The sequence below is a fragment of the Ferrimonas sp. YFM genome (genome assembly GCF_030296015.1).
GTDB lineage: Bacteria > Pseudomonadota > Gammaproteobacteria > Enterobacterales > Shewanellaceae > Ferrimonas.
Genome location: NZ_AP027368.1, coordinates 786,282 through 805,875 on the forward strand (window position 1 = coordinate 786,282; position 19,594 = coordinate 805,875).

The 19,594-nt window shown below is 60.9% G+C and carries 16 protein-coding genes; 12 read left to right on the forward strand and 4 right to left on the reverse strand.

Translation table 11 applies throughout. From position 1 onward, the window contains the following. Window positions 1–12: 12 nt before the first annotated feature. The 4 genes from QUE41_RS03745 to QUE41_RS03760 all read left to right on the forward strand — a co-directional run bounded on the left by QUE41_RS03745 (window position 13) and on the right by QUE41_RS03760 (window position 8,222). The gene (locus QUE41_RS03745) at window positions 13–1,143 is read left to right on the forward strand and encodes an efflux RND transporter periplasmic adaptor subunit (RefSeq protein WP_286341599.1); all 1,131 of its coding nucleotides are present in this window, start codon (window positions 13–15) and stop codon (window positions 1,141–1,143) included. 8 nt (window positions 1,144–1,151) lie between these two features. Then, a complete protein-coding gene (locus QUE41_RS03750; RefSeq protein ID WP_286341600.1) occupies window positions 1,152–4,265 on the forward strand; it encodes an efflux RND transporter permease subunit in 3,114 nt (1,037 codons plus the stop codon). 708 nt (window positions 4,266–4,973) lie between these two features. Beyond that, entirely contained in the window at window positions 4,974–6,596 is a 1,623-nt protein-coding gene (gene aceB, locus QUE41_RS03755; RefSeq protein ID WP_286341601.1) for a malate synthase A, read from the forward strand. A 27-nt stretch (window positions 6,597–6,623) separates the two neighbouring features. Then, complete coding sequence (locus tag QUE41_RS03760) at window positions 6,624–8,222, forward strand: isocitrate lyase (protein WP_286341602.1); 1,599 nt, start codon at window positions 6,624–6,626, stop codon at window positions 8,220–8,222. 240 nt (window positions 8,223–8,462) lie between these two features. On the opposite strand, the gene QUE41_RS03765 is transcribed toward QUE41_RS03760, so the two are convergent. Continuing rightward, the gene (locus QUE41_RS03765) at window positions 8,463–9,056 is read right to left on the reverse strand and encodes a TetR/AcrR family transcriptional regulator (RefSeq protein ID WP_286341603.1); all 594 of its coding nucleotides are present in this window, start codon (window positions 9,054–9,056) and stop codon (window positions 8,463–8,465) included. Between the two features lie 171 nt (window positions 9,057–9,227). Between QUE41_RS03765 and QUE41_RS03770 the strand changes: the two genes are divergently transcribed. After that, on the forward strand, window positions 9,228–10,442 hold the full coding sequence (locus QUE41_RS03770; protein ID WP_286341604.1) for a 4Fe-4S binding protein: 1,215 nt from the start codon (window positions 9,228–9,230) through the stop codon (window positions 10,440–10,442). Between the two features lie 124 nt (window positions 10,443–10,566). Here the strand turns inward: QUE41_RS03770 and yjeH are convergent, their stop codons facing one another. Then, the gene (gene yjeH, locus QUE41_RS03775; protein ID WP_286341605.1) at window positions 10,567–11,796 is read right to left on the reverse strand and encodes an L-methionine/branched-chain amino acid transporter; all 1,230 of its coding nucleotides are present in this window, start codon (window positions 11,794–11,796) and stop codon (window positions 10,567–10,569) included. A 68-nt stretch (window positions 11,797–11,864) separates the two neighbouring features. Here yjeH and QUE41_RS03780 point away from each other — a divergent pair, with 68 nt between their 5' ends. Next, complete coding sequence (locus tag QUE41_RS03780) at window positions 11,865–12,356, forward strand: Lrp/AsnC family transcriptional regulator (protein WP_353506866.1); 492 nt, start codon at window positions 11,865–11,867, stop codon at window positions 12,354–12,356. Window positions 12,357–12,369: 13 nt separating this feature from the next. Here QUE41_RS03780 and QUE41_RS03785 read toward each other — a convergent pair whose 3' ends face one another. Continuing rightward, window positions 12,370–12,957, reverse strand: a complete 588-nt coding sequence (locus tag QUE41_RS03785) for an acyl carrier protein phosphodiesterase (protein ID WP_286341606.1) — start codon at window positions 12,955–12,957, stop codon at window positions 12,370–12,372. A gap of 39 nt (window positions 12,958–12,996) precedes the next feature. Then, entirely contained in the window at window positions 12,997–13,353 is a 357-nt protein-coding gene (locus tag QUE41_RS03790; protein WP_286341607.1) for a DUF4890 domain-containing protein, read from the reverse strand. Between the two features lie 158 nt (window positions 13,354–13,511). On the opposite strand from QUE41_RS03790, the gene queA reads away from it, so the two are divergent. The 6 genes from queA to QUE41_RS03820 all read left to right on the forward strand — a co-directional run bounded on the left by queA (window position 13,512) and on the right by QUE41_RS03820 (window position 19,585). Then, entirely contained in the window at window positions 13,512–14,576 is a 1,065-nt protein-coding gene (gene queA, locus QUE41_RS03795; protein ID WP_286342905.1) for a tRNA preQ1(34) S-adenosylmethionine ribosyltransferase-isomerase QueA, read from the forward strand. Window positions 14,577–14,780: 204 nt separating this feature from the next. Further along, a complete protein-coding gene (gene tgt, locus QUE41_RS03800; protein ID WP_286341608.1) occupies window positions 14,781–15,905 on the forward strand; it encodes a tRNA guanosine(34) transglycosylase Tgt in 1,125 nt (374 codons plus the stop codon). A 27-nt stretch (window positions 15,906–15,932) separates the two neighbouring features. Next, window positions 15,933–16,262 (forward strand): preprotein translocase subunit YajC, encoded by a 330-nt coding sequence (yajC, locus tag QUE41_RS03805; RefSeq protein WP_286341609.1) that lies wholly within the window; start codon window positions 15,933–15,935, stop codon window positions 16,260–16,262. Between the two features lie 21 nt (window positions 16,263–16,283). Continuing rightward, entirely contained in the window at window positions 16,284–18,125 is a 1,842-nt protein-coding gene (gene secD, locus QUE41_RS03810; protein WP_286341610.1) for a protein translocase subunit SecD, read from the forward strand. 9 nt (window positions 18,126–18,134) lie between these two features. Beyond that, window positions 18,135–19,079: a protein translocase subunit SecF gene (gene secF / locus QUE41_RS03815; protein WP_286341611.1), complete on the forward strand. Its 945-nt coding sequence runs from the start codon at window positions 18,135–18,137 to the stop codon at window positions 19,077–19,079. A 197-nt stretch (window positions 19,080–19,276) separates the two neighbouring features. Beyond that, window positions 19,277–19,585, forward strand: coding sequence for a putative signal transducing protein (locus tag QUE41_RS03820; protein WP_028108738.1), 309 nt, complete (start codon window positions 19,277–19,279; stop codon window positions 19,583–19,585). Window positions 19,586–19,594: the final 9 nt, after the last annotated feature.

Consider the following 19,594-nt stretch of genomic DNA (forward strand, 5'->3'; position numbering starts at 1 on the left):
AGGAGCAGCTCTATGAGAGGGATAGCCTGGTTAGGTTTCGTGTCGTTGGCCCTGTTAGGAGGCTGTAACCAGGCCACCACGGCCCCTCCTCCTCCGCCTCCCAGCGTCACCACCACCACGGTGGCCCTGAAGCCGGTAACCTACACCATGGAGTATGTGGGCCGAACCCAGGCCAGCGAGGATGTGAGCATCCAGGCCCAGGTTTCCGGGCCCATGCTCAAACGCCACTTCATCGAAGGGGACCATGTGGAGCAGGGGGCGTTGCTGTTTGAAATTGACCCGGCCCCCTACCAGGCGGAGCGGGCCCAGGTGGCCGCCGAGCTGGAGAGAGCCGTCGCCGCCCGTGATGTGGCGATCCTCAACTGGCGCCGGGGCAAGAAGCTGTTCCCCGATGGCATGATCTCCGCCACCGACATGGACTCTCTCACCGCCAACAAGCTGCAGACCGAAGCCCAGATGGTCCAGGCACAATCTGCCCTGGAGGCGGCTGAGCTCAAGCTCTCCTACACCAAGGTGACCGCCCCCATCGCCGGCAAGATCTCTACCGCATTGATCTCTCAGGGGGATCTCATCAACCTGCAGCAGGATCTGGCCACCCTGGTTCAGGTGGATCCCATTCGGGTGATCTTCCAGGTCTCTGCCCGGGAGATGTCCAACGCCTACCGGGTGATCCGGGAGAACCCCAGTGCCCTGCCCAGACTGGAAGATCTCATTCTTAACCTGAGACTGCCCAATGGGGATGAGTATGCCCATCAGGGCAAGGTTGATTACGTCTCCAACCGAGTGGATTCCGCCACCAGCACCGTGGAGCTGCGGGCCACCTTCCCCAACCCCGACGAGTTTGTCCTCCCCGGCACCTATGTCACCGTGGTGGTGAAGGCGCCGGAGACCGAGATGGCGCTGTTGGTGCCTCAGGCCTCGGTGCAACAGGATCAGCAGGGACGTTATGTGTTCGTGGTCGGCGCCGACAGTAAGGTCGAGAAGCGCCTGGTGACCCTGGGTCAGCAGTTTGGCGTGGACTGGGAGGTCCGCGACGGTCTCAAGGATGGCGAACAGGTGGTGGTGGAAGGCTTGCAGAAGATCCGCCCCGGGGTGGAAGTGAAAGCCACCGAGCGCAGTGCCACCCCCTTTAACCAGGGTTAGGGGGCCGTATGATCAGTCGCTTTTTTGTCTTCAGGCCCAAGTTTGCCTTCGTAATCTCCATTGTCCTGACTCTGTCGGGGCTGCTGTCCATTCCTCTGCTGCCGGTGGCGGAATTTCCCGATGTGTCGCCGCCGCAGATCAATGTGACCACCAGTTTCTCCGGGGCCAGCGCCGAGGTGGTCAAGGATACCGTGGCCCAGGTGATCGAAGCCGAGGTCAACGGGGTGGAGGACATGATCTACATGTCCTCAAAGTCCGCCAACGACGGCAGTTACTCGCTGACGGTCACCTTTGAGGTGGGCACCGACGCGGACGCCGCCCAGGTGAACGTGCAAAACCGGGTGCAGCAGGCCCTGCCCAGGTTGCCGGAGACGGTGACCAAGCAGGGGGTTCGGGTGAAGAAACAGAGCCCCAACTTCCTGATGCTGGTGAACCTGGTGGCGCCTGAGGGCAGCCTGGACTCCCTGTTCCTCACCAACTACGCCACCCTGAATGTGAAGGATGTGCTGGCCCGTCAGGGCGGGGTGTCCGAGGTGCAGATCATCGGTGGCCTGGATTACGCCATGAGGATCTGGCTGGATCCGGACAGGATGGCCGCCCTGGCCATTACCGCCAGTGATGTGCAGGCGGCGCTGCAGGAGCAGAACATCCAGGTGCCGGCAGGCCGCATCGGCTCCGCCCCCATCTCCCCGGACCAGCAGTTTCAGCTGAGCCTGCAGACCCGGGGGCGACTGGTTGAGGTGGAGGAGTTCGAGCAGGTGGTGCTGCGCTCCAACCCCGACGGTTCCAAGGTGGTGATTGGTGACATCGCCCGGGTGGAGCTGGGCTCCCAGACCTATGATGCCCAGGGCCAGCTCAATAACGCCCCCAGTGCCATTATCGCCGTCTATCAGAGCCCGGACGCCAATGCCCTGGAGGTGGCCAAGTCGGTGCGCGAGCAGATGGCCCTGCTCCGCCAGAACTTTCCCCAGGATATGGAGTACACCATCCTCTACGACACCACGGAGTTTGTGACCGTCTCCATCAGGGAGGTGGTGACCACCCTGTTCGTGTCCGTGGCCCTGGTGATCGCCGTGGTCTACCTGTTCCTGCAGGATTTCCGCGCCACCCTGGTGCCGGGAATCGCCATTCCGGTCTCCCTGGTGGGCACCTTTGTGTTCCTGCTGGTGGGGGGGATGACCATCAACACCATCTCCCTGTTTGCCCTGATCCTGGCCATCGGCATCGTGGTGGATGACGCCATCGTGGTGGTGGAGAACGTCAGCCGCATCATGGCGGATGAGGGGCTGGACGCCAAGGCGGCCACCATCAAGGCGATGGAGGAGGTCACCGGCCCTGTGGTGGCCACCACCCTGGTGTTGCTGGCGGTGTTTGCCCCAACGGCGGTGATGCCGGGGATCACCGGCCAGATGTACGCCCAGTTCTCGGTGACCATCTGCGTGGCGGTGCTGATCTCCTCAGTCAACGCCCTGACCCTGTCACCGGCGATCTGCGCCTCGGTGCTCAAGGCGCCGCAGCCCAAGACCACCGGCCCCTTCGGGGCCTTCAACCGCAACTTCGACAAGCTGACCCTGGGCTACGGTGGCTGGGTGGGGGTGCTGATCCGTCGCAGTGGCCTGGCGATGCTGGCCTTTGTGGCCGCCATCGCTGCCACCGCCTGGCTGGGGACCTCTCTGCCCACCGGCTTTGTGCCTGCCGAGGACAAGAAGTCCTTCCTGGTGGACGTACAGTTGCCCAACGGTGCCTCCCTCAACCGTACCGAGGCGGCGATGGCCCAGATGGTGGACCAGACCCTGGCGGTGCCCGGGGTCAACTCCGTCATCCATGCATCCGGGTTCTCGGTGCTCTCCGGATCGGTGTCCTCCAACGGCGGTCTGCTGGTGGTGGTGCTGGATGACTGGGACGAGCGTCAGGCGCCGGAGCTGACCGATAAGGCGATCATGCGCCAGCTACAGGGGATCTACGCTCAGAATCCGCTGCTGCAGGCGATGGTGTTTGCCCTGCCACCCCTGCCTGGGGTGGGGGCCGTCGGCGGCTTCGAGTTTGTGTTGCAGGACAACATGGGGCGCAGCGCCGCCGAGCTGGCACAGGTGATGCGAGGGTTGATCATCGAAGCCAATGGACGCCCGGAGATTGCCATGGCCTTCAGTAACTTCCGTGCCGATACCCCGCAATTGTTCGTGGATGTGGACCGCAATCAGGCCAAGGCCCTGGGGATCCCCCTGACCGAGGTATTCTCCACCCTGCAGACCCAACTGGGCGGCAACTACGTCAACGACTTCAACCGCTTTGGCAAGGTGTTCCGGGTGATGCTGCAGGCGGAGGAGGAGTACCGCAACTCCGACCGGGATATCTCCCGCTTCTATGTGCGCACCGCCCAGGGGGAGATGGTGCCTCTTTCCACTCTGACCCGGGTGGAACCCATACTGGGGCCCGAGGTGGTCAACAACTACAACCTCTATGGTTCGGCGGTGATCAACGGTATTCCGGCCCCGGGTTACAGCTCCGGACAGGCGGTGGCGGCCATGGAGCAGGTGGCGGCAGGCAACCTGCCGGCGGGCTACAGCTTCAGCTGGACCGGTCAGACCTACCAGGAGATCAAGGCGGGCAACCTGGCGCCGCTGATCTTCAGCCTGGCCCTGGTGTTTACCTACCTGTTCCTGGTGGCCCAGTATGAAAGCTGGACCATCCCCCTGGCGGTGATGCTGGCGGTGCCTGTGGCCGTGCTGGGGGCCTTCCTCCATGTGTGGCTGGCGGGCTCGGAGGTGAACCTCTACACCCAGATCGGCCTGGTGCTGCTTATCGGCCTGGCGTCGAAGAACGCCATCCTCATTGTGGAGTTTGCCAAACAGCAGAGGGAGAGCGGCGTGAGCGTAGTCGACTCGGCGGTGACCGCGGCCAGACTGCGTTTCAGGGCGGTATTGATGACCGCGTTCTCCTTTATCCTCGGCGTGCTGCCCCTGGTGGTGGCCACTGGGGCCGGGGCCGAGAGTCGCAACAGTCTGGGCTATGCGGTGTTTGGCGGCATGGTGATGGCCGGCGTGGTGGGCACCCTGCTGGTGCCGGTGTTCTACTACCTGCTGCAGACCATGCGTGAAAAGATGAAGGGACAGCCCGGATAACCTCTTGGACCGCATAATATCATGGGGGCTTCGGCCCCATTTTTGTGCCTTCACGGTCCATAAATTGCCATATTGGCCCTCTTCGAAGGGCAATTTTGCCTGGATGCCCGATGGCGGAGAGATGGCCCGAATTGCGCAGCAAATCATTCCGTTGTGGTCAAACCCGTGATCTCACGCACGTTATCTTCCATCACCCCCCTTCAGAAAAGATGAGAAAAGCCGGCCCCTGTCCCCTTGACCCTTTTCAGTCCCTGTGTTGGTGATTCTCTGTGGTGACAGATCAAAAACTAGGTAAAACAGCTTTATACCGAAATATTCGCCATTGCTTAGCTATAAGGAATCAATATCTGGCTAATGCCAAACTTGTGAAAATAAGTGAATAAAGGCGAGTAAATGCCCTGTCCAAAAATCAAATGTAGGAAATTAACCACAAAATTAGACTAAAGGCGTAGAGTCTGATCGGCAAATTTCAGTCGAATGATTAAAACTGTTGTTTAAAGCATTTGTTCTAATTAAATATTCTTTAATTACAGTTATTTGGGTTGTTTTGGTAAAAAAGTTGTCTTTTGGCTGTTGATCTTGAAATCCCTCTGTTGCAGGTTAATTAGACAGCCTTTAGGGCATATCTTGACCGAATGTGGTCTAAGCTTGTTCCAAAGCAAAGTGGTTTTCTAGTTACAAATGAAAGTTGCACTGGAGGTGCGCCATATGAGCCAGGTTACGGAGTTAGCGCAGGGGTTAAAGGTTATCGGTCCTCACAAGCCGGAATACGACACGATCCTTAGTGAGGATGCACTGGCGTTTCTGGCGGATCTGGCTGGGCGGTTTGCGCCCGGCGTCAAGCAGCTGCTGGCGGGACGAGAGGCGCGCCAGGCGATGGTGGATGCGGGCCAGTTGCCTGACTTCCTGCCCGAGACCAAGGACATTCGTGACGGTGACTGGAAGATCCTGGGGATCCCAGAGGATCTGCGGGATCGCCGTGTCGAGATCACCGGCCCGGTTGAGCGCAAGATGGTGATCAACGCCCTAAACGCCCGGGTGAAGGTGTTTATGGCCGACTTCGAAGACTCTCTGGCCCCCGCCTGGGATAAGGTGATCGAAGGTCAGCAGAACCTCAAAGATGCGGTGGAAGGCACCATCGAGTACACCAACCCTGCCAACGGCAAACACTACCAGCTGGATGAGAATCCTGCGGTGCTGATAGCCCGGGTCCGTGGCCTGCACCTGAAGGAGAACCATGTGCTGTTCAATGGGGAGACCATTCCCGGTGCCCTGATGGATTTCGCCCTCTACTTCTACCACAACTACCGTACCCTGCTGAAGAAGGGTTCCGGTCCCTACTTCTACATCCCCAAGCTGCAGAGCCATCTGGAAGCGCGCTGGTGGGCTCAGGTGTTTGCCTACACCGAAGAGAAGTTCTGCCTGCAGCCGGGCACCATCAAGGTGACCTGCCTGATTGAGACCCTGCCTGCAGTGTTCGAAATGGATGAGATCCTCTACGAGCTGCGCAACAACATCGTCGGACTGAACTGCGGTCGCTGGGATTACATCTTCAGCTACATCAAGACACTGCGCAGCTACCCGGATCGGGTTCTGCCAGACCGTCAGCAGGTGACCATGGACAAGCCCTTCCTGTCCGCCTATTCCCGACTGCTGATCAAGACTTGCCACAAGCGCGGCGCCCTGGCCATGGGCGGCATGGCGGCCTTCATTCCCGCCAAGGACCCTGCCAAGCAGGAGCAGGTGCTGGCCAAGGTGAACCAGGACAAGGAGCTGGAGGCCCGCAACGGCCACGACGGCACCTGGGTGGCACACCCCGGCCTGGCGGACACCGCCATGGCGGTGTTCAACGACCACATTGGTCCGGACATGGACAACCAGCTGCACATCACCCGGGATGTGGATGCGCCCATCACCGCCCGTGAGCTGCTGATGCCCTGCGAAGGGGAAGCCACCGAGGCGGGCATGCGTGCCAACATCCGCATCGCGGTGCAGTACATCGAGGCCTGGATCACCGGCAACGGCTGCGTACCCATCTATGGCTTGATGGAAGACGCCGCCACCGCCGAGATCTCCCGCTCCTCCATCTGGCAGTGGATCAAGCACGGCAAGCACCTGAGCAATGGCCAGCTGGTGACCGCCGATCTGTTCCGCTCCATGCTGAAAGAGGAGCTCAAGGTGGTGCGAGACGAACTGGGGGATGAGCGCTTCAACGGCGGCGCCTTCGACCGGGCTGCCGAACTGTTCGAGCAGCTGACCACAGCCGATGAGCTGGCAGAGTTCCTGACCCTGTCCGGCTACCAGATTTTGACCCAAGAGACGGTTTCTTAAGGATTTGCAATTTAAAGGAGTAACACTATGTCCACCTACAAGTCAGACATCGACAACGCAGCCACTTTGATTGGGTCTCAAGGCAGTGCCTGGAATGCCATCAATCCGGAGTACGCCGCCCGGATGAAGGCGCAGAACAAATTCAAGACCGGACTGGATATCGCCCGCTACACCGCCAAGATCATGCGGGCCGACATGGAGCGTTACGACAACGATCCCTCCCAGTACACCCAGTCCCTGGGGTGCTGGCACGGCTTCATCGGTCAGCAGAAGATGATCTCCATTAAGAAGCACTTCAACAACACGGATCGTCGCTACCTGTACCTGTCCGGTTGGATGGTGGCGGCCCTGCGCTCCGACTTTGGTCCTCTGCCGGATCAGTCCATGCATGAGAAGACCTCGGTGGCTGGCCTGATTGAGGAGCTGTACACCTTCCTGCGCCAGGCCGATGCCCGTGAGCTGGGTGGCCTGTTCCGTGCCCTGGATGCGGCCCGTGAGGCCGGCGACAGCGCCAAGGAAGCGGAGATCCAGAGCCAGATCGACAACCATCAGACCCACATCGTGCCTATCGTGGCAGACATCGATGCCGGTTTCGGTAACGAGGAAGCCACCTATCTGCTGGCGAAGAAGATGATTGAGGCCGGTGCCTGCTGCATTCAGATTGAAAACCAGGTGTCCGATGAGAAGCAGTGTGGCCACCAGGATGGCAAGGTGACCGTGCCCCACGAAGATTTCCTGGCCAAGATCCGCGCCGTCCGTTACGCCTTCCTGGAGCTGGGGGTGGATGACGGTGTTATCGTTGCCCGTACCGACTCCCTGGGCGCCGGCTTGACCAAGCAGATCGCCATCACCGAAGAGCCCGGTGATCTGGGTGACCAGTACAACAGCTTCCTGGACGGTGAGTACATCGACAGTGCCGATGACATCGCCAACGGTGACCTGGTGATCAAGGCCAACGGCAAGCTGCTCAAGCCCAAGCGTCTGCGTTCCAACCTGTTCCAGTTCCGTAAGGGCACTGGCGAGGACCGTGTGGTACTGGACTGCATCACTTCACTGCAGAACGGCGCCGACCTGCTGTGGATTGAGACCGAGAAACCTCACGTAGGCCAGATTGCCGCCATGGTGAACCGCATCCGTGAAGTGGTGCCCAACGCCAAGCTGGTCTACAACAACAGCCCCTCCTTCAACTGGACCCTGAACTTCCGCCAGCAGGTGTTCGATGCCTGGAGCGAAGCGGGTAAGGATGTGTCTGCCTTTGACCGTGCCAACCTGATGAGCGAAGAGTACGACGCCACCGAACTGGCTCAGGAAGCGGATGCCAAGATTCGCACCTTCCAGGCGGATGCCGCCCGTGAAGCGGGGATCTTCCACCACCTGATCACCCTGCCCACCTACCACACCGCGGCCCTGTCCACCGACAATCTGGCCAAGGAGTACTTCGGTGAGCAAGGGATGCTGGGTTACGTGAAGAACGTCCAGCGTCAGGAGATTCGCCAGGGCATCGCCTGCGTGAAGCACCAGAACATGGCCGGCTCCGACATGGGCGACGATCACAAGGAGTACTTCTCCGGTGACGCGGCCCTGAAGGCAGCGGGTAAAGACAACACCATGAACCAGTTCGGTTAATGGTGTGGCGGTGGCCTCCCTCGGCCACCACCATGACCGGCTTCGAGCAGTTGGAGGCCGGTGCTCCATCCACCGCCATGCAGTAGGGCGGTGGGTTGGCGGAGTGGAGTGACTCCCAACCGTCAGCCATGGGGTACCACGAGTACCCTGCCCCATAAGGGGCATCCTTCCAATTTAGCTACGTTGCTTGTGCTTAGGGGAGTGGATCTTGCGGCCACTCCCCCTTTTTTTGTCCCGCTTTTAGCCTCCGTTGTCACCCTTTAGCGCCGCCGTTATGGCGGAGCGGCTCAGCTGGTGAATGTGCAGGGCCATCTCGTCGTTGCTGTAGTTCTGTTTTCCCGAGAGCCACTGGGTCAGCATCCAGGCGTAGGAGCCGGCGATGGAGTGGGCCAGCAGCGGCAGGGGCAGGGTCAGCGCCTTGTCGGCGAAGCAGTGGCCGAGGTTCTCCTCCACCAAGGTGGTGAGCAGCTCGCGGGTGTGTCGGGAGACGTACCCGGTATCCGTGCCCAGCCGGTAGGCCACCGCCCGGCGCAGACTATGACGGCTCTGATACTGCTCCAGGAAGCGCTGCAGTGACGGGGGCGGGGTGTCCGCCAGCCACTGTTCGCTGCTCTGAAGGTCCGCAAACAGATCCAGGAAGATGCTGCGATGCAGACCCACCAGCAGATCCGCCTTGCTCTTGAAGTGGCGGTAGAAGGTGCTGCGCCCCACGTCCGCCGCCTCGGCGATCTCGGCGACCCCCAGCTCGTGATAGTGGCGCTGGCCAATCAGCCCGGTGAAGGCGTTGATCAGCCGGGTAACGGTACGGTTCTTCTGGCGCTGGCCTGCTTGCATGGCACACTCCGGTGGGACAAAGGGGCTGGTCTGTCTCAGTTGGGACTGAGGCTGACCATTGTCCTTAGGTGGTGAAGGTTGGGCAACTTAGACTGTCAGTGTTGGGATCGCGGTCATTTTCTCAGGAAAGAGGCAGACAAAAATGACCACAGGACAACTGGACAGAAGATAGTGACCATTACCGAACTCCTCTCCCTGGCTCTGTTTGCCGCCCTGGGCGCCTGGCTGCTGCTGAGCCGCTGGCCCAAGATGGGCTGGCTTCCCGCCGCCACCCTGGCGCTGACCGCCTGGGTTCTCTCCCTGGCGCCCCTGGTGTGGGGGGCTTTCCTGCTGCTGGCCGCATTGATGGTGCTGACCTCGGCCCTGGTGACCCTGCCCCCTCCGGCACTCAAAAGGGTGGACCAGTGGCGAGGCTATGCTCAGGCCGCCTGTGCCCTCTCCTTTGGCGCCATCGCCGTTCAGTATGCCCTGCACGTGATGCAGCTGTGGGACGGCATCCCCTGGATCGCCCGTCCGGATCTGGTGGACGGCTTTCTGCCCATCGCCGCCGGAATTCAGTTGCAGGCCTGGCTGGCGGAAGGCTACTGGGACGGCCACCACCCTGCCGGGGTGATCCTGCTGCTGCTGACCATGCTGGTGAGCCTTGGGGTAAAGCGTGCCTTCTGCGGCTGGATCTGCCCCCTGGGGTGGGTCGGGGAGCGACTCTACCAGTTCCGTCTGAAGTTCTGGCCCGCCAAACTGACGCCCCCCGCCTGGCTGGACTGGCCGCTGCGCTCGCTGAAGTACATCCTGCTGGGGGGCATCGTTGCCATCGTCCTCAGCCTGGGGGGCAAGGGATCCATTGGTTTCCTCAATGGTCAGTACCACCAGGCGGCGGATCTGAAGATGTGGTACCTGTTTGCCAGCCCCACTCTGATAACCGTCCTGTGTGTGGCATTGGTGGTGGCCGTGATGGCCCTGCGCCGGGGTGCCCTGTGCCGCTATCTGTGTCCCTACGGCGCCTGGCTGGCCATCGGTGGTTTGCTGAGCCCCTTCAAGGTGCGTCGCAACCCACAGCGGTGCCTTAAGGAGGCCAAGGGGATGGCCTGTGACAAGTGCACCCGAGCCTGTCCGGCAGGGATTCCGGTGGACAGACGGGGTACGGTGCACAGCGATGAGTGCAACAGCTGCCAGCGCTGTGTCAGCGCCTGTCCGGTGAAAGGAGCGGTGACCGTCAGCCTGCCTGGCCATCGGCTGCCCCTGTCGCCCCTGGCCCTGGTGCTGTGGCTGATGTTGGTGATGCTGGTGTTGCCCTTCCTGCTCCATGGTGCGGACCTGTGGCAGAGCAGCACCGACCCCGAGATTCGCAGTCTGCTGCTGAACAACCTGGGCTTCCTGGGGCATTAGGGGGCATAGACCTTTGCTGAGCAAAGCGCCCTTCGCGGCCAAACTCTAAACACCTGAAATCAACACGCCTTACCAAGAAAAAAAGGTGCCCTCTGGGCACCTTTTTCTATTCCTCCGGGGCGCGTCAGCGCTCCAGGCAGGGTTTCAGTCGTTTGGCGCGAACCCCCTGCCATAACCAGACGCCGAGGAAGATCAGGGCGCCGTAGATCATGGCCCCGCCCAGGGACCAGGCGAACAGCAAACAGGCAACGCTGCCACTGACGGCCTTGAGGCGGAAGCGGCCGGGCAGCAGGCGCCAGGCCGCCAGCATGGAGAGCAGGTAGATCACCACGAACACGCCATTGACCGACTCCAGCAGGGTCTCAAAGCCCCAGCCAAAGCCGTGGGCCAGCACCAGGGAGGCGGCCACCACCGACAGCAGCACCCCAAGGCCCAGGGCGGGCACCCGATGGCGGTTGAGTCTGGCGAACAGTGGCGGCAGCTGCTTCTCCTGGGCCAGGCTCCAGCCCAGGCGGGACATGCCAGCCAGATAGGTGTTGACCGTGGCGATGCCGGCGGCGGTGCCCAGCACCCCGACCACCAGCTCGCCTCCTCCGCCCAGCACATGGTTGAACAGACGCACCATGGCCAGGCCCTCTCCGGCGGAAAGCGCCTGAATCAGCGCGGTGCAGAGCAGGTAGATGGCAGCCACCAGCAGGGTGGCGATCACCATGGCGGGCACAAAGTCACGCTCCGGGCGCTTGAACTCGGCGGACAGATGGCTGACCACCTCCACACCCAGGTAGGCCCACAGAGCCAGGGCAAAGGCGCTCCAGACTCCAGGGGTAAACTGCGGCAGCTCGCCGCTGGGCAGGGAGAGGCCGCCACTGACCCCCAGCACCACCGCCAGGATGGCCAGGGTCAGGCCCAGTTGCAGGGAGCTGGAGAGCTGCATGCCGCGCACGTTGATCAGCCAGAGCCCGGCCAGCATCCCCAGCTGCGCCAGCAGCAGGGCGCTGCCCTCCAGGTGCACCAGGGGCCGGATAAATTCGAAGGTCATCATGATCGCCGCCGGGGTGCCTATGGGGGCGGCCATCAGGAACAGCATGCCGACACTGGTGCCCAGGCGGCGGCCAAACGCCAGCTGGACGAAGTGGGAGGGGCCGCCGGCGTTGGGAAAGCGTTTGCCCAATTCGGCGAAGATCAGCGCCAAGGGCAGGATGGCGGCCACCAGCAGCATCCAGGCCCACATCGCCCCCTCTCCCGCCATTTTGACGGTGAGCTCCGGCAGGATGAATACGCTGGTGCCCAGCAGTGAGGTGGTGATCAGTCCCACCCCCTGCCAGCGGCCTATGGTGCCTTTCAATTCGGTCATGACTGGTTCTGGTGTTAAGGGATAATAGAGGCAAGTGTACGCCTAAATTTTCCTTGTCGGCGTCGGAAATGGCACGCAAACTATCGGAGTTTGCCGACGGATCGTCGGCAGTCACCGACAGGAGAAAACCGATGCCTCAAACCCTGGACTCATTCGATCAGGCGATCCTGGCGGAGCTGCGCCTGGATGCCCGTCAGTCGGTGGCCGCCATCGCTGATAAGGTTAACCTGGCGCGCTCCTCGGTGTCAGAGCGGATCAAGAAGCTGGAGCAGCGCGGGGTGATCCGCGGTTACCGGGCCCAGATCCAGCAATCCATGCTGTCGGGGATCAGCGCCTACTTCGAGATCATCCATGAGGATAAGAGCTGCCTGGACATCATCGACGTGATTCGTCAGATCCCCGAGGTGATGAGTTGTCATGGCATCAGCGGCCACATCGACCTGCTGGTGTTCGTCAAGATGGACTCCATGCAGCGCCTCCATGAGATCCGCGCCGAGATCAACGATCTTCCCTCGGTGGTGAAGATCACCACCCATGTTGTGATGAACGAGTGGCTCTAAACGGCAATGATGATTAGCCCCTGGGCCACTCCTGCGCTCGCCGGCGGGCGTAGTCCATCATCTGAGGGTAGAGCTCTTCGAAGGTGCCTAAGATGGCGTCCTGGTGTTGCCACAGCACCGTATCCCCCCCTTCCAGCAGCTGCGGCCGGCTCAGGCGGCGGCTGATCCCGTTGACCGCCAGGGTGATCCCCTCACGGTAGCGATAACTGCCCAGCCAGTCGCCCCTGGCCATGTTGGTCACCAGTCGGTGGCCGACCTGAGGAAGCTGGGGGTCGGTCAGCAGGGCGTGGTAGCTCTGCTGGCAAAAGTGCTCCAGGGAATCGTGGTGATAACCGGACCAGTGGCTGGCCAGTTGGTGGTCGAAGGCCATGTCCAGCAGGATGCCGGCGGTACGCCGGTAGGGGCGGGGGAACAGCGCCTTGAGGGCCTGCATCTGTGGTTGGGCATCGATGTGGCTGTCCAGCTGACGGTGCAGCCAGATCCCCTGCTGCAGAGGGTGGGGCAGGTGGTCGATGGGGCCCTTGACCAGATCCCCGGCCAGGGCGCCGGCCAGACTGGTGTCGGTGATGTGAGCCAGATGCAGGTGAGCAAGGAAGTTCATGAGCCCACCTTAGCCCCCGGGCGCTATGGCGGCAAGGCCTCAGTGGTTGCGGCGCTGTTTCATCTGCTCGCGCATCTTCTGTTTCTGCTCATCGCGAATCACCTCATACTCCTGCCACTGGGTCTCGGTGAGGATCTCTCGCATTGCCACATCCCGGGCTTCGGCGGCATCGCGCATCTGCCGTCCCTTGTCTCGGCGGCTGCCGCTGCTCTCCTTCAGGGAGAGCAGGGTGTCACTGAAATGGGTCTGCTGCTCCAGGACTTCCGCCTGTTGTGAGTCGGTCAGCGACAGGGCCTCGGTGAGGCGGTCGGTCATCTCCTGGGCCAGCTCATTGGCTTCGCCGGCCTGCAGGGTCAGGGGCAGTGCCAGCACCAGGGAAAGAATCAGGCTACGCATGGTGGGTATCTCCGTTTGCAATCAGGAGCTCCTATTCTAGTGAGGAGAGTGTCAACCGCTGTCCGCGGTGGGTAAAGATAGGAAAACTTGATTATGGCCCGTTCACTTCTTAGACTAGCGCCCCCGCCCTAAGGGGTGATGCCACAGAGTAGATGAGTATGCAGGTTGCTGACTTCCAATTTGACCTTCCCGATGAACTGATTGCCCGCTATCCCACCGAGGAGCGCAGCGCGTCGCGCTTGCTGCATCTGGATGGCAACAGCGGCCATCTGGTGGACAGTCAGTTTCCGGACCTGCTGGACCTGCTCCACGACGGGGACCTGTTGGTGTTCAACAACACTCGGGTGATTCCCGCCCGTGTCTACGGCAACAAAGCCTCCGGCGGCAAGATTGAGGTGCTGGTTGAGCGGGTGCTGGATACCCGCCGGGTGCTGGCCCACGTGCGCTCCTCCAAGTCTCCCAAGCCCGGTGCCGAGCTGGTGTTTGACCAGGGGATCAGCGCCACCATGGTGGCCCGCCACGATGCCCTGTTTGAGATCGAGTTCCACGGCGACACCCCGGTTCTTGCCATTCTCGATGCCATCGGCCACATGCCTCTGCCTCCCTATATCGACCGTCCCGATGAGGAGACCGACAAGGAGCGCTATCAGACCGTCTACAACCAGCGTCCCGGCGCGGTGGCGGCGCCCACCGCCGGCCTGCATTTCGATGAGGGGATGATGGCCAAACTGAAGGCCAAGGGGGTGGAGTTTGCCTATGTGACCCTGCACGTTGGGGCCGGCACCTTCCAGCCGGTGCGGGTTGACAAGGTGGAGGACCACCACATGCACTCCGAGTGGGCGGAGGTGCCCCAGGAGGTGGTGGACGCGGTGATCCGCACCAAGGCCAATGGTGGCCGGGTGGTGGCCGTGGGCACCACCTCGGTACGCTCTCTGGAGTCGGCCGCCCAGGCGACCCTGGCCAAGACCGGCGTGCTGGAGGCGTTTGCCGCCGACACCAGCATCTTCATCTACCCTGGTTATCGCTTCCAGCTGGTGGACGCCATGGTCACCAACTTCCACCTGCCCGAGTCCACCCTGATCATGCTGGTCAGTGCCTTTGCCGGTCAGGACAATGTGATGAACGCCTATCGGCATGCCGTTGAGAACCGGTACAGGTTCTTCAGCTATGGTGATGCCATGTTCATCAACCGGGATGAGAAGCTCCACGGCGAGGTGGAGTAGATCCCGAATCCAGATGTGATGCGCCGCCCCTGGGCGGCGCTCTGTTTTTCGGCGTTCGGAGCCCCTGAGGCCCAGGTTTTCGGGGTTTTTTGATCCCCATCTCACTGGCTCCCTTGAAATCCGCTACCTGAATCCACATTTTGTATTTCATGCCAAGGGCATGTGTATTTCGTCAGACTGTTTATCTGGCACAAAGAGGATGTAATGAAGTTCGATCTGATCACCACCGATGGCCGCGCACGCCGTGGCCGCCTCACCTTTGAGCGGGGCACAGTAGAAACCCCGGCCTTTATGCCCGTGGGTACCTATGGCACCGTCAAGGGGATGACTCCGGAAGAGGTGGAGGCCACAGGCGCAGAGATCTGCCTGGGCAACACCTTCCACCTGTGGCTGCGTCCCGGCACCGAGATCATGCAAAAGCATGGGGACCTGCACGATTTCATGAACTGGCAGAAGCCGATTCTGACCGATTCCGGCGGTTTCCAGGTGTTCTCCCTGGGGGACATCCGTAAGATCACCGAAGCGGGCGTGCACTTCCGTCACCCCATCAACGGTGACAAGATCTTCCTGGACCCAGAGAAGTCCATGGAGATCCAGTACCATCTGGGTTCCGACATCGTGATGATCTTCGATGAGTGCACCCCCTATCCGGCCACCGAAGAGGAAGCGGGCAAGTCCATGCGCATGTCCCTGCGCTGGGCTCAGCGTTCCCGTGACGCCTTCGACAAGCTGGAGAACCCCAACAATCTGTTCGGCATCATCCAGGGTGGCGTCTATGAGCACCTGCGCGATGAGTCCCTCGAGGGGCTGATGAATATCGGCTTCGACGGTTACGCCGTCGGTGGCCTGGCGGTTGGGGAACCCAAGGAGGACATGCACCGCATCCTTGAACACATCTGCCCCAAGATCCCCGAAGACAAGCCCCGTTACCTGATGGGTGTGGGCAAGCCGGAGGATCTGGTGGAGGGCGTGCGCCGTGGTATCGACATGTTCGATTGCGTAATGCCCACCCGAAATGCCCGTAACGGTCACCTGTTCACCTCCGAAGGGGTGATCAAGATCCGTAACGCCAAGCACAGGGACGACACCCGCCCCCTGGACGCTGAGTGTGACTGTTACACCTGTAAGAACTACAGCCGCTCCTACCTGCACCATCTGGATCGCTGTAACGAGATTCTGGGCGCCCGACTGAACACCATCCACAACCTTCGTTACTATCAAAAGGTGATGGAAGGTTTGCGGGGGGCTATTGAGCAGGGTAAATTAGAGCACTTTGTCGAAGAGTTCTATTCCAAGCTGGGCCGCCCTGTGCCGCCTTTAAACGATTGATTAACAGAGAACTAAAAGAGAACCACTATGTTTATTCCAATGGCATACGCTGAAGCTGGCGCCGCCCCCCAGGGTGGCGGTCTGCAAACCCTGATCATGCTGGTGGTATTCGGTCTGATCTTCTACTTCATGATCTACCGTCCCCAGGCCAAGCGCACCAAGGATCACAAGAACCTGATGTCCTCCCTGAGCAAGGGTGACGAGGTCCTGACCAACGGTGGTCTGGTTGGCAAGATTGCCAAGATCAAAGAGGACGATGATTTCGTGGTTCTGTCCCTGAACGATCAGACTAACGTGACCATCCAGAAGAGCTTCATCACTGCTGTTCTGCCTAAGGGTTCCCTGCAGTCTCTGTAAGTTGGTTGAGAGGGCACAGCGGTGCTGAATAAATATCCATTATGGAAGAGCCTGATGGTGGTGTTCATCATCGCCATCGGTGCTCTTTACGCCTTGCCGAACGTGTTTGGCGAAGATCCTGCTCTGCAGATCTCCGCCGGCCGTAACGCCGAGGTGACCCCGTCTACCCTGACCCGGCTGCAATCTGCGGTGGAGTCCCAGGGGTTGACCATTAAGCGGGCTGAGCTGGAAAACGGCCAGATCCTGATCCGTTTCAACAGCGGAGACGATCAGCTGAAGGCCAAGGACCTGGTGTCCAAGGAGCTGGGGGACGATTACTTCGTTGCCCTGAACCTGGCCCCGGCCACCCCTGACTGGCTGGCAGCCATCGGCGGCAGCCCGATGAAACTGGGTCTGGACCTTCGTGGTGGTGTGCACTTCCTGATGGAGGTGGACATGAGCGAAGCGGTGCGCAAGCAGGAAACCCAGCTGGTCACCGACTTCCGGGCCGACTTGCGCGGTGAGCAGCTGCGTTATGCCGGCATCCGCGCCGGTGCCAAGGGCATTGAGATCCGCTTCCGTGACGAGGAGACCCTGGTCAAGGCGGAAGACTTCCTTAAATTGCGTAACCCCAACCTGCTGTTCGATGACAAGGACCTGACCCTGCACGTCACCATGGGCGACGCGTACCTGGCCGAAGTTCAGAAGTACGCCCTGCAGCAGAACATCACCATTCTGCGTAACCGGGTGAACGAACTGGGTGTGGCCGAACCTGTGGTTCAGCAGCAGGGTTCCAACCGCATCGTGGTTGAGCTGCCTGGTGTTCAGGACACCGCCCGTGCCAAGGAAATTCTGGGCGCCACGGCGACCCTGGAGTTCCGCATGGTAACCGAGGGGGCCGATCTGGGCGCCGCGGTTCGTGGCCGTGTGCCTCCAGGCTCTCAGCTGTTTGAAGACTCCAACGGCCGCCCCGTGCTGCTGGACAAGCGGGTGATCCTCACCGGTGATCACATCACCGGCGCTCAGTCTGGTTTCAGCGAAACCAGCCAGCCTCAGGTGAGCATCAACCTGGATGCCACCGGCGGCAACAAGATGGCGGACTGGACCCGGGACAAGATCGGCAAGGCGATGGCCACGGTCTTCATCGAGTACAAGTCCACCGGCGAGCGTAACCCAGACGGTTCTCCCAAGTTCGATAAGCACGAAGAGGTGATCAACACCGCGACCATTCAGGCTCGCCTGGGTCGCAGCTTCCGCATCACCGGCCTGGACACCCCTCAGGAGGCCCAGAAGCTGGCCCTGCTGCTGCGTGCCGGTGCCCTGATTGCGCCGATCACCATCGTCCAGGAGAGCACCATCGGTCCCTCCATGGGTCAGGAAAACATCGACAACGGTATGGCCGCGATGCTTTCCGGTCTGGTGGCCACCATCCTGTTTATGGCGGTCTACTACCGTAAGTTTGGTTTCATCGCCGTGGGCGCCCTGGTGGCCAACATCGTACTGATGGTGGGCATCATGTCGATGATCCCCGGTGCCACACTGACCATGCCAGGTATTGCCGGTATCGTACTGACGGTGGGTATGGCGGTGGATGGTAACGTGCTGATCTTCGAGCGTATCCGTGAGGAGCTCAAGGCGGGTCGCAGCGTTCAGCAGGCGATCCACGAAGGCTATGCCAACGCTTTCTCCACCATTGCCGATGCCAACATCACCACCCTGCTGACCGCGCTGATTCTGTTCGCCGTGGGTACAGGTCCGGTGAAGGGCTTCGCAGTGACCCTGATGATCGGTATCGCTACCTCCATGTTTACCGCCATCGTCGGCACCCGTGCCGTTGTTAACGGTCTCTGGGGCGGCAAGCGTCTCAAGAAGCTGTCGATTTAAGGGGCTGTCATGTTTGAACTGTTAAAACTGAACAAGACCGTTGATTTCCTGAAGCACGCCCGGGTGATCAGCATGATCTCCCTGCTGCTGATGGCGGCGTCTGTGGCCTCCCTGGCCACCCGAGGCATCAACTGGGGTCTGGATTTCACCGGCGGCACCGTCGTAGAGATTGTCTACTCCGAAGCCAAGGACACCTCAGAACTGCGCAAGGCTGTGGAAGCCCAGGGCGTGGAAGGGGTGATTGTCCAGCACTTCGGCGCGGCCACCGATCTGATTGTCCGTGTTCCGCCTAAGGCGGGTAAGGGCAACGAGATGGTGTCCCGCATCGAGAGTGCGGCCCGCAGCCTGGAATCGGACGCGGTGATCAAGCGCGTCGAGTTCGTCGGCCCGCAGGTGGGTAAAGAGCTGGCAGAGCAGGGCGGCCTGGCCGTACTGACCGCCATCATCTGTATCCTGGCCTACGTGGCGTTCCGCTTCGAGTGGCGTCTGGCCCTGGGGGCGGTAGCGGCCCTGGTGCACGATGTGATCGTCACCCTGGGTGTGTTCTCCTTCTTCTTCCTGGAGTTCGATCTGACGGTACTGGCGGCGGTGCTGGCGGTGGTGGGTTACTCGCTCAACGACACCATCGTGGTGTTCGACCGGGTTCGGGAGAACTTCCGCAAGATGCGTAAGGGCACCCCGGAGCACGTGGTCAACACCTCGGTGACCCAGACCATGAGCCGGACCATCATCACCACAGGCACCACCCTGTTCGTGGTGATCGCCCTGTTCGTTCAGGGTGGCTCCATGATCCACGGCTTCGCCACTGCGCTGCTGCTGGGCATCGGCTTCGGTACCTTCTCCTCCATCTATGTGGCCAGCTACGCCTCCATCAAGCTGGGCCTGACCCGCGAGCACATGATGCCCGTGGTGGTGGAAAAAGAGGGCGCCGATCAGGAAAGCTTGCTGCCCTGATTCAGTGCCAGTCACATTGTTCAACTCTAAGCCACCCCACGGGGTGGCTTTTTTATGGCTTTTTGTAGATGATGTCCGGGCACAACTCATAAAGGATCAGTGATGTGCTTGGCCAGGAATGCGGCGGAGGGGACTTTGACAGGAGCCCTGCTGCGGGTCGACACTGAACGGAGTGACACGAGGATTAGAGTGTGGTTATGGACAGCTTTGTTGAGTTATACCGGGCCAGTAACGCCCTGGAAGCCCACGCCCTGAAGGGGGCGCTGGAGCAACAGGGAGTGATGGTACGACTGTTGGGGGAAGCCCTGGCAGGCGGGACCGGTGAGCTTCCCGTCGACAGTCAGGAGGTCGGCTTGTTGGTGCAACGTCGTCATTTGGAAAAAGCCAACGCCGTCTTGGAGCAGTATCATCAGAGTCAGGCCCCCTGGCAGTGTCCCAGCTGCGGGGAGCAGAACGATGGCCATTTCGAGACCTGTTGGCGGTGCGGGGGCGTCCCCCAAAAATAGGTCTTACAC

Coding starts and splice junctions, on each gene's coding strand:
- QUE41_RS03780 (WP_353506866.1), top strand. CDS start 11,865: ATGGCACGCAAACTATCGGAGTTTGCCGACGGATCGTCGGCAGTCACC.
- QUE41_RS03820 (WP_028108738.1), top strand. CDS start 19,277: ATGGACAGCTTTGTTGAGTTATACCGGGCCAGTAACGCCCTGGAAGCC.
- yjeH (WP_286341605.1), bottom strand. CDS start 11,796: ATGACCGAATTGAAAGGCACCATAGGCCGCTGGCAGGGGGTGGGACTG.
- aceB (WP_286341601.1), top strand. CDS start 4,974: ATGAGCCAGGTTACGGAGTTAGCGCAGGGGTTAAAGGTTATCGGTCCT.
- QUE41_RS03750 (WP_286341600.1), top strand. CDS start 1,152: ATGATCAGTCGCTTTTTTGTCTTCAGGCCCAAGTTTGCCTTCGTAATC.
- yajC (WP_286341609.1), top strand. CDS start 15,933: ATGTTTATTCCAATGGCATACGCTGAAGCTGGCGCCGCCCCCCAGGGT.
- QUE41_RS03785 (WP_286341606.1), bottom strand. CDS start 12,957: ATGAACTTCCTTGCTCACCTGCATCTGGCTCACATCACCGACACCAGT.
- queA (WP_286342905.1), top strand. CDS start 13,512: ATGCAGGTTGCTGACTTCCAATTTGACCTTCCCGATGAACTGATTGCC.
- QUE41_RS03745 (WP_286341599.1), top strand. CDS start 13: ATGAGAGGGATAGCCTGGTTAGGTTTCGTGTCGTTGGCCCTGTTAGGA.
- QUE41_RS03765 (WP_286341603.1), bottom strand. CDS start 9,056: ATGCAAGCAGGCCAGCGCCAGAAGAACCGTACCGTTACCCGGCTGATC.
- secF (WP_286341611.1), top strand. CDS start 18,135: ATGTTTGAACTGTTAAAACTGAACAAGACCGTTGATTTCCTGAAGCAC.
- QUE41_RS03760 (WP_286341602.1), top strand. CDS start 6,624: ATGTCCACCTACAAGTCAGACATCGACAACGCAGCCACTTTGATTGGG.
- QUE41_RS03790 (WP_286341607.1), bottom strand. CDS start 13,353: ATGCGTAGCCTGATTCTTTCCCTGGTGCTGGCACTGCCCCTGACCCTG.
- tgt (WP_286341608.1), top strand. CDS start 14,781: ATGAAGTTCGATCTGATCACCACCGATGGCCGCGCACGCCGTGGCCGC.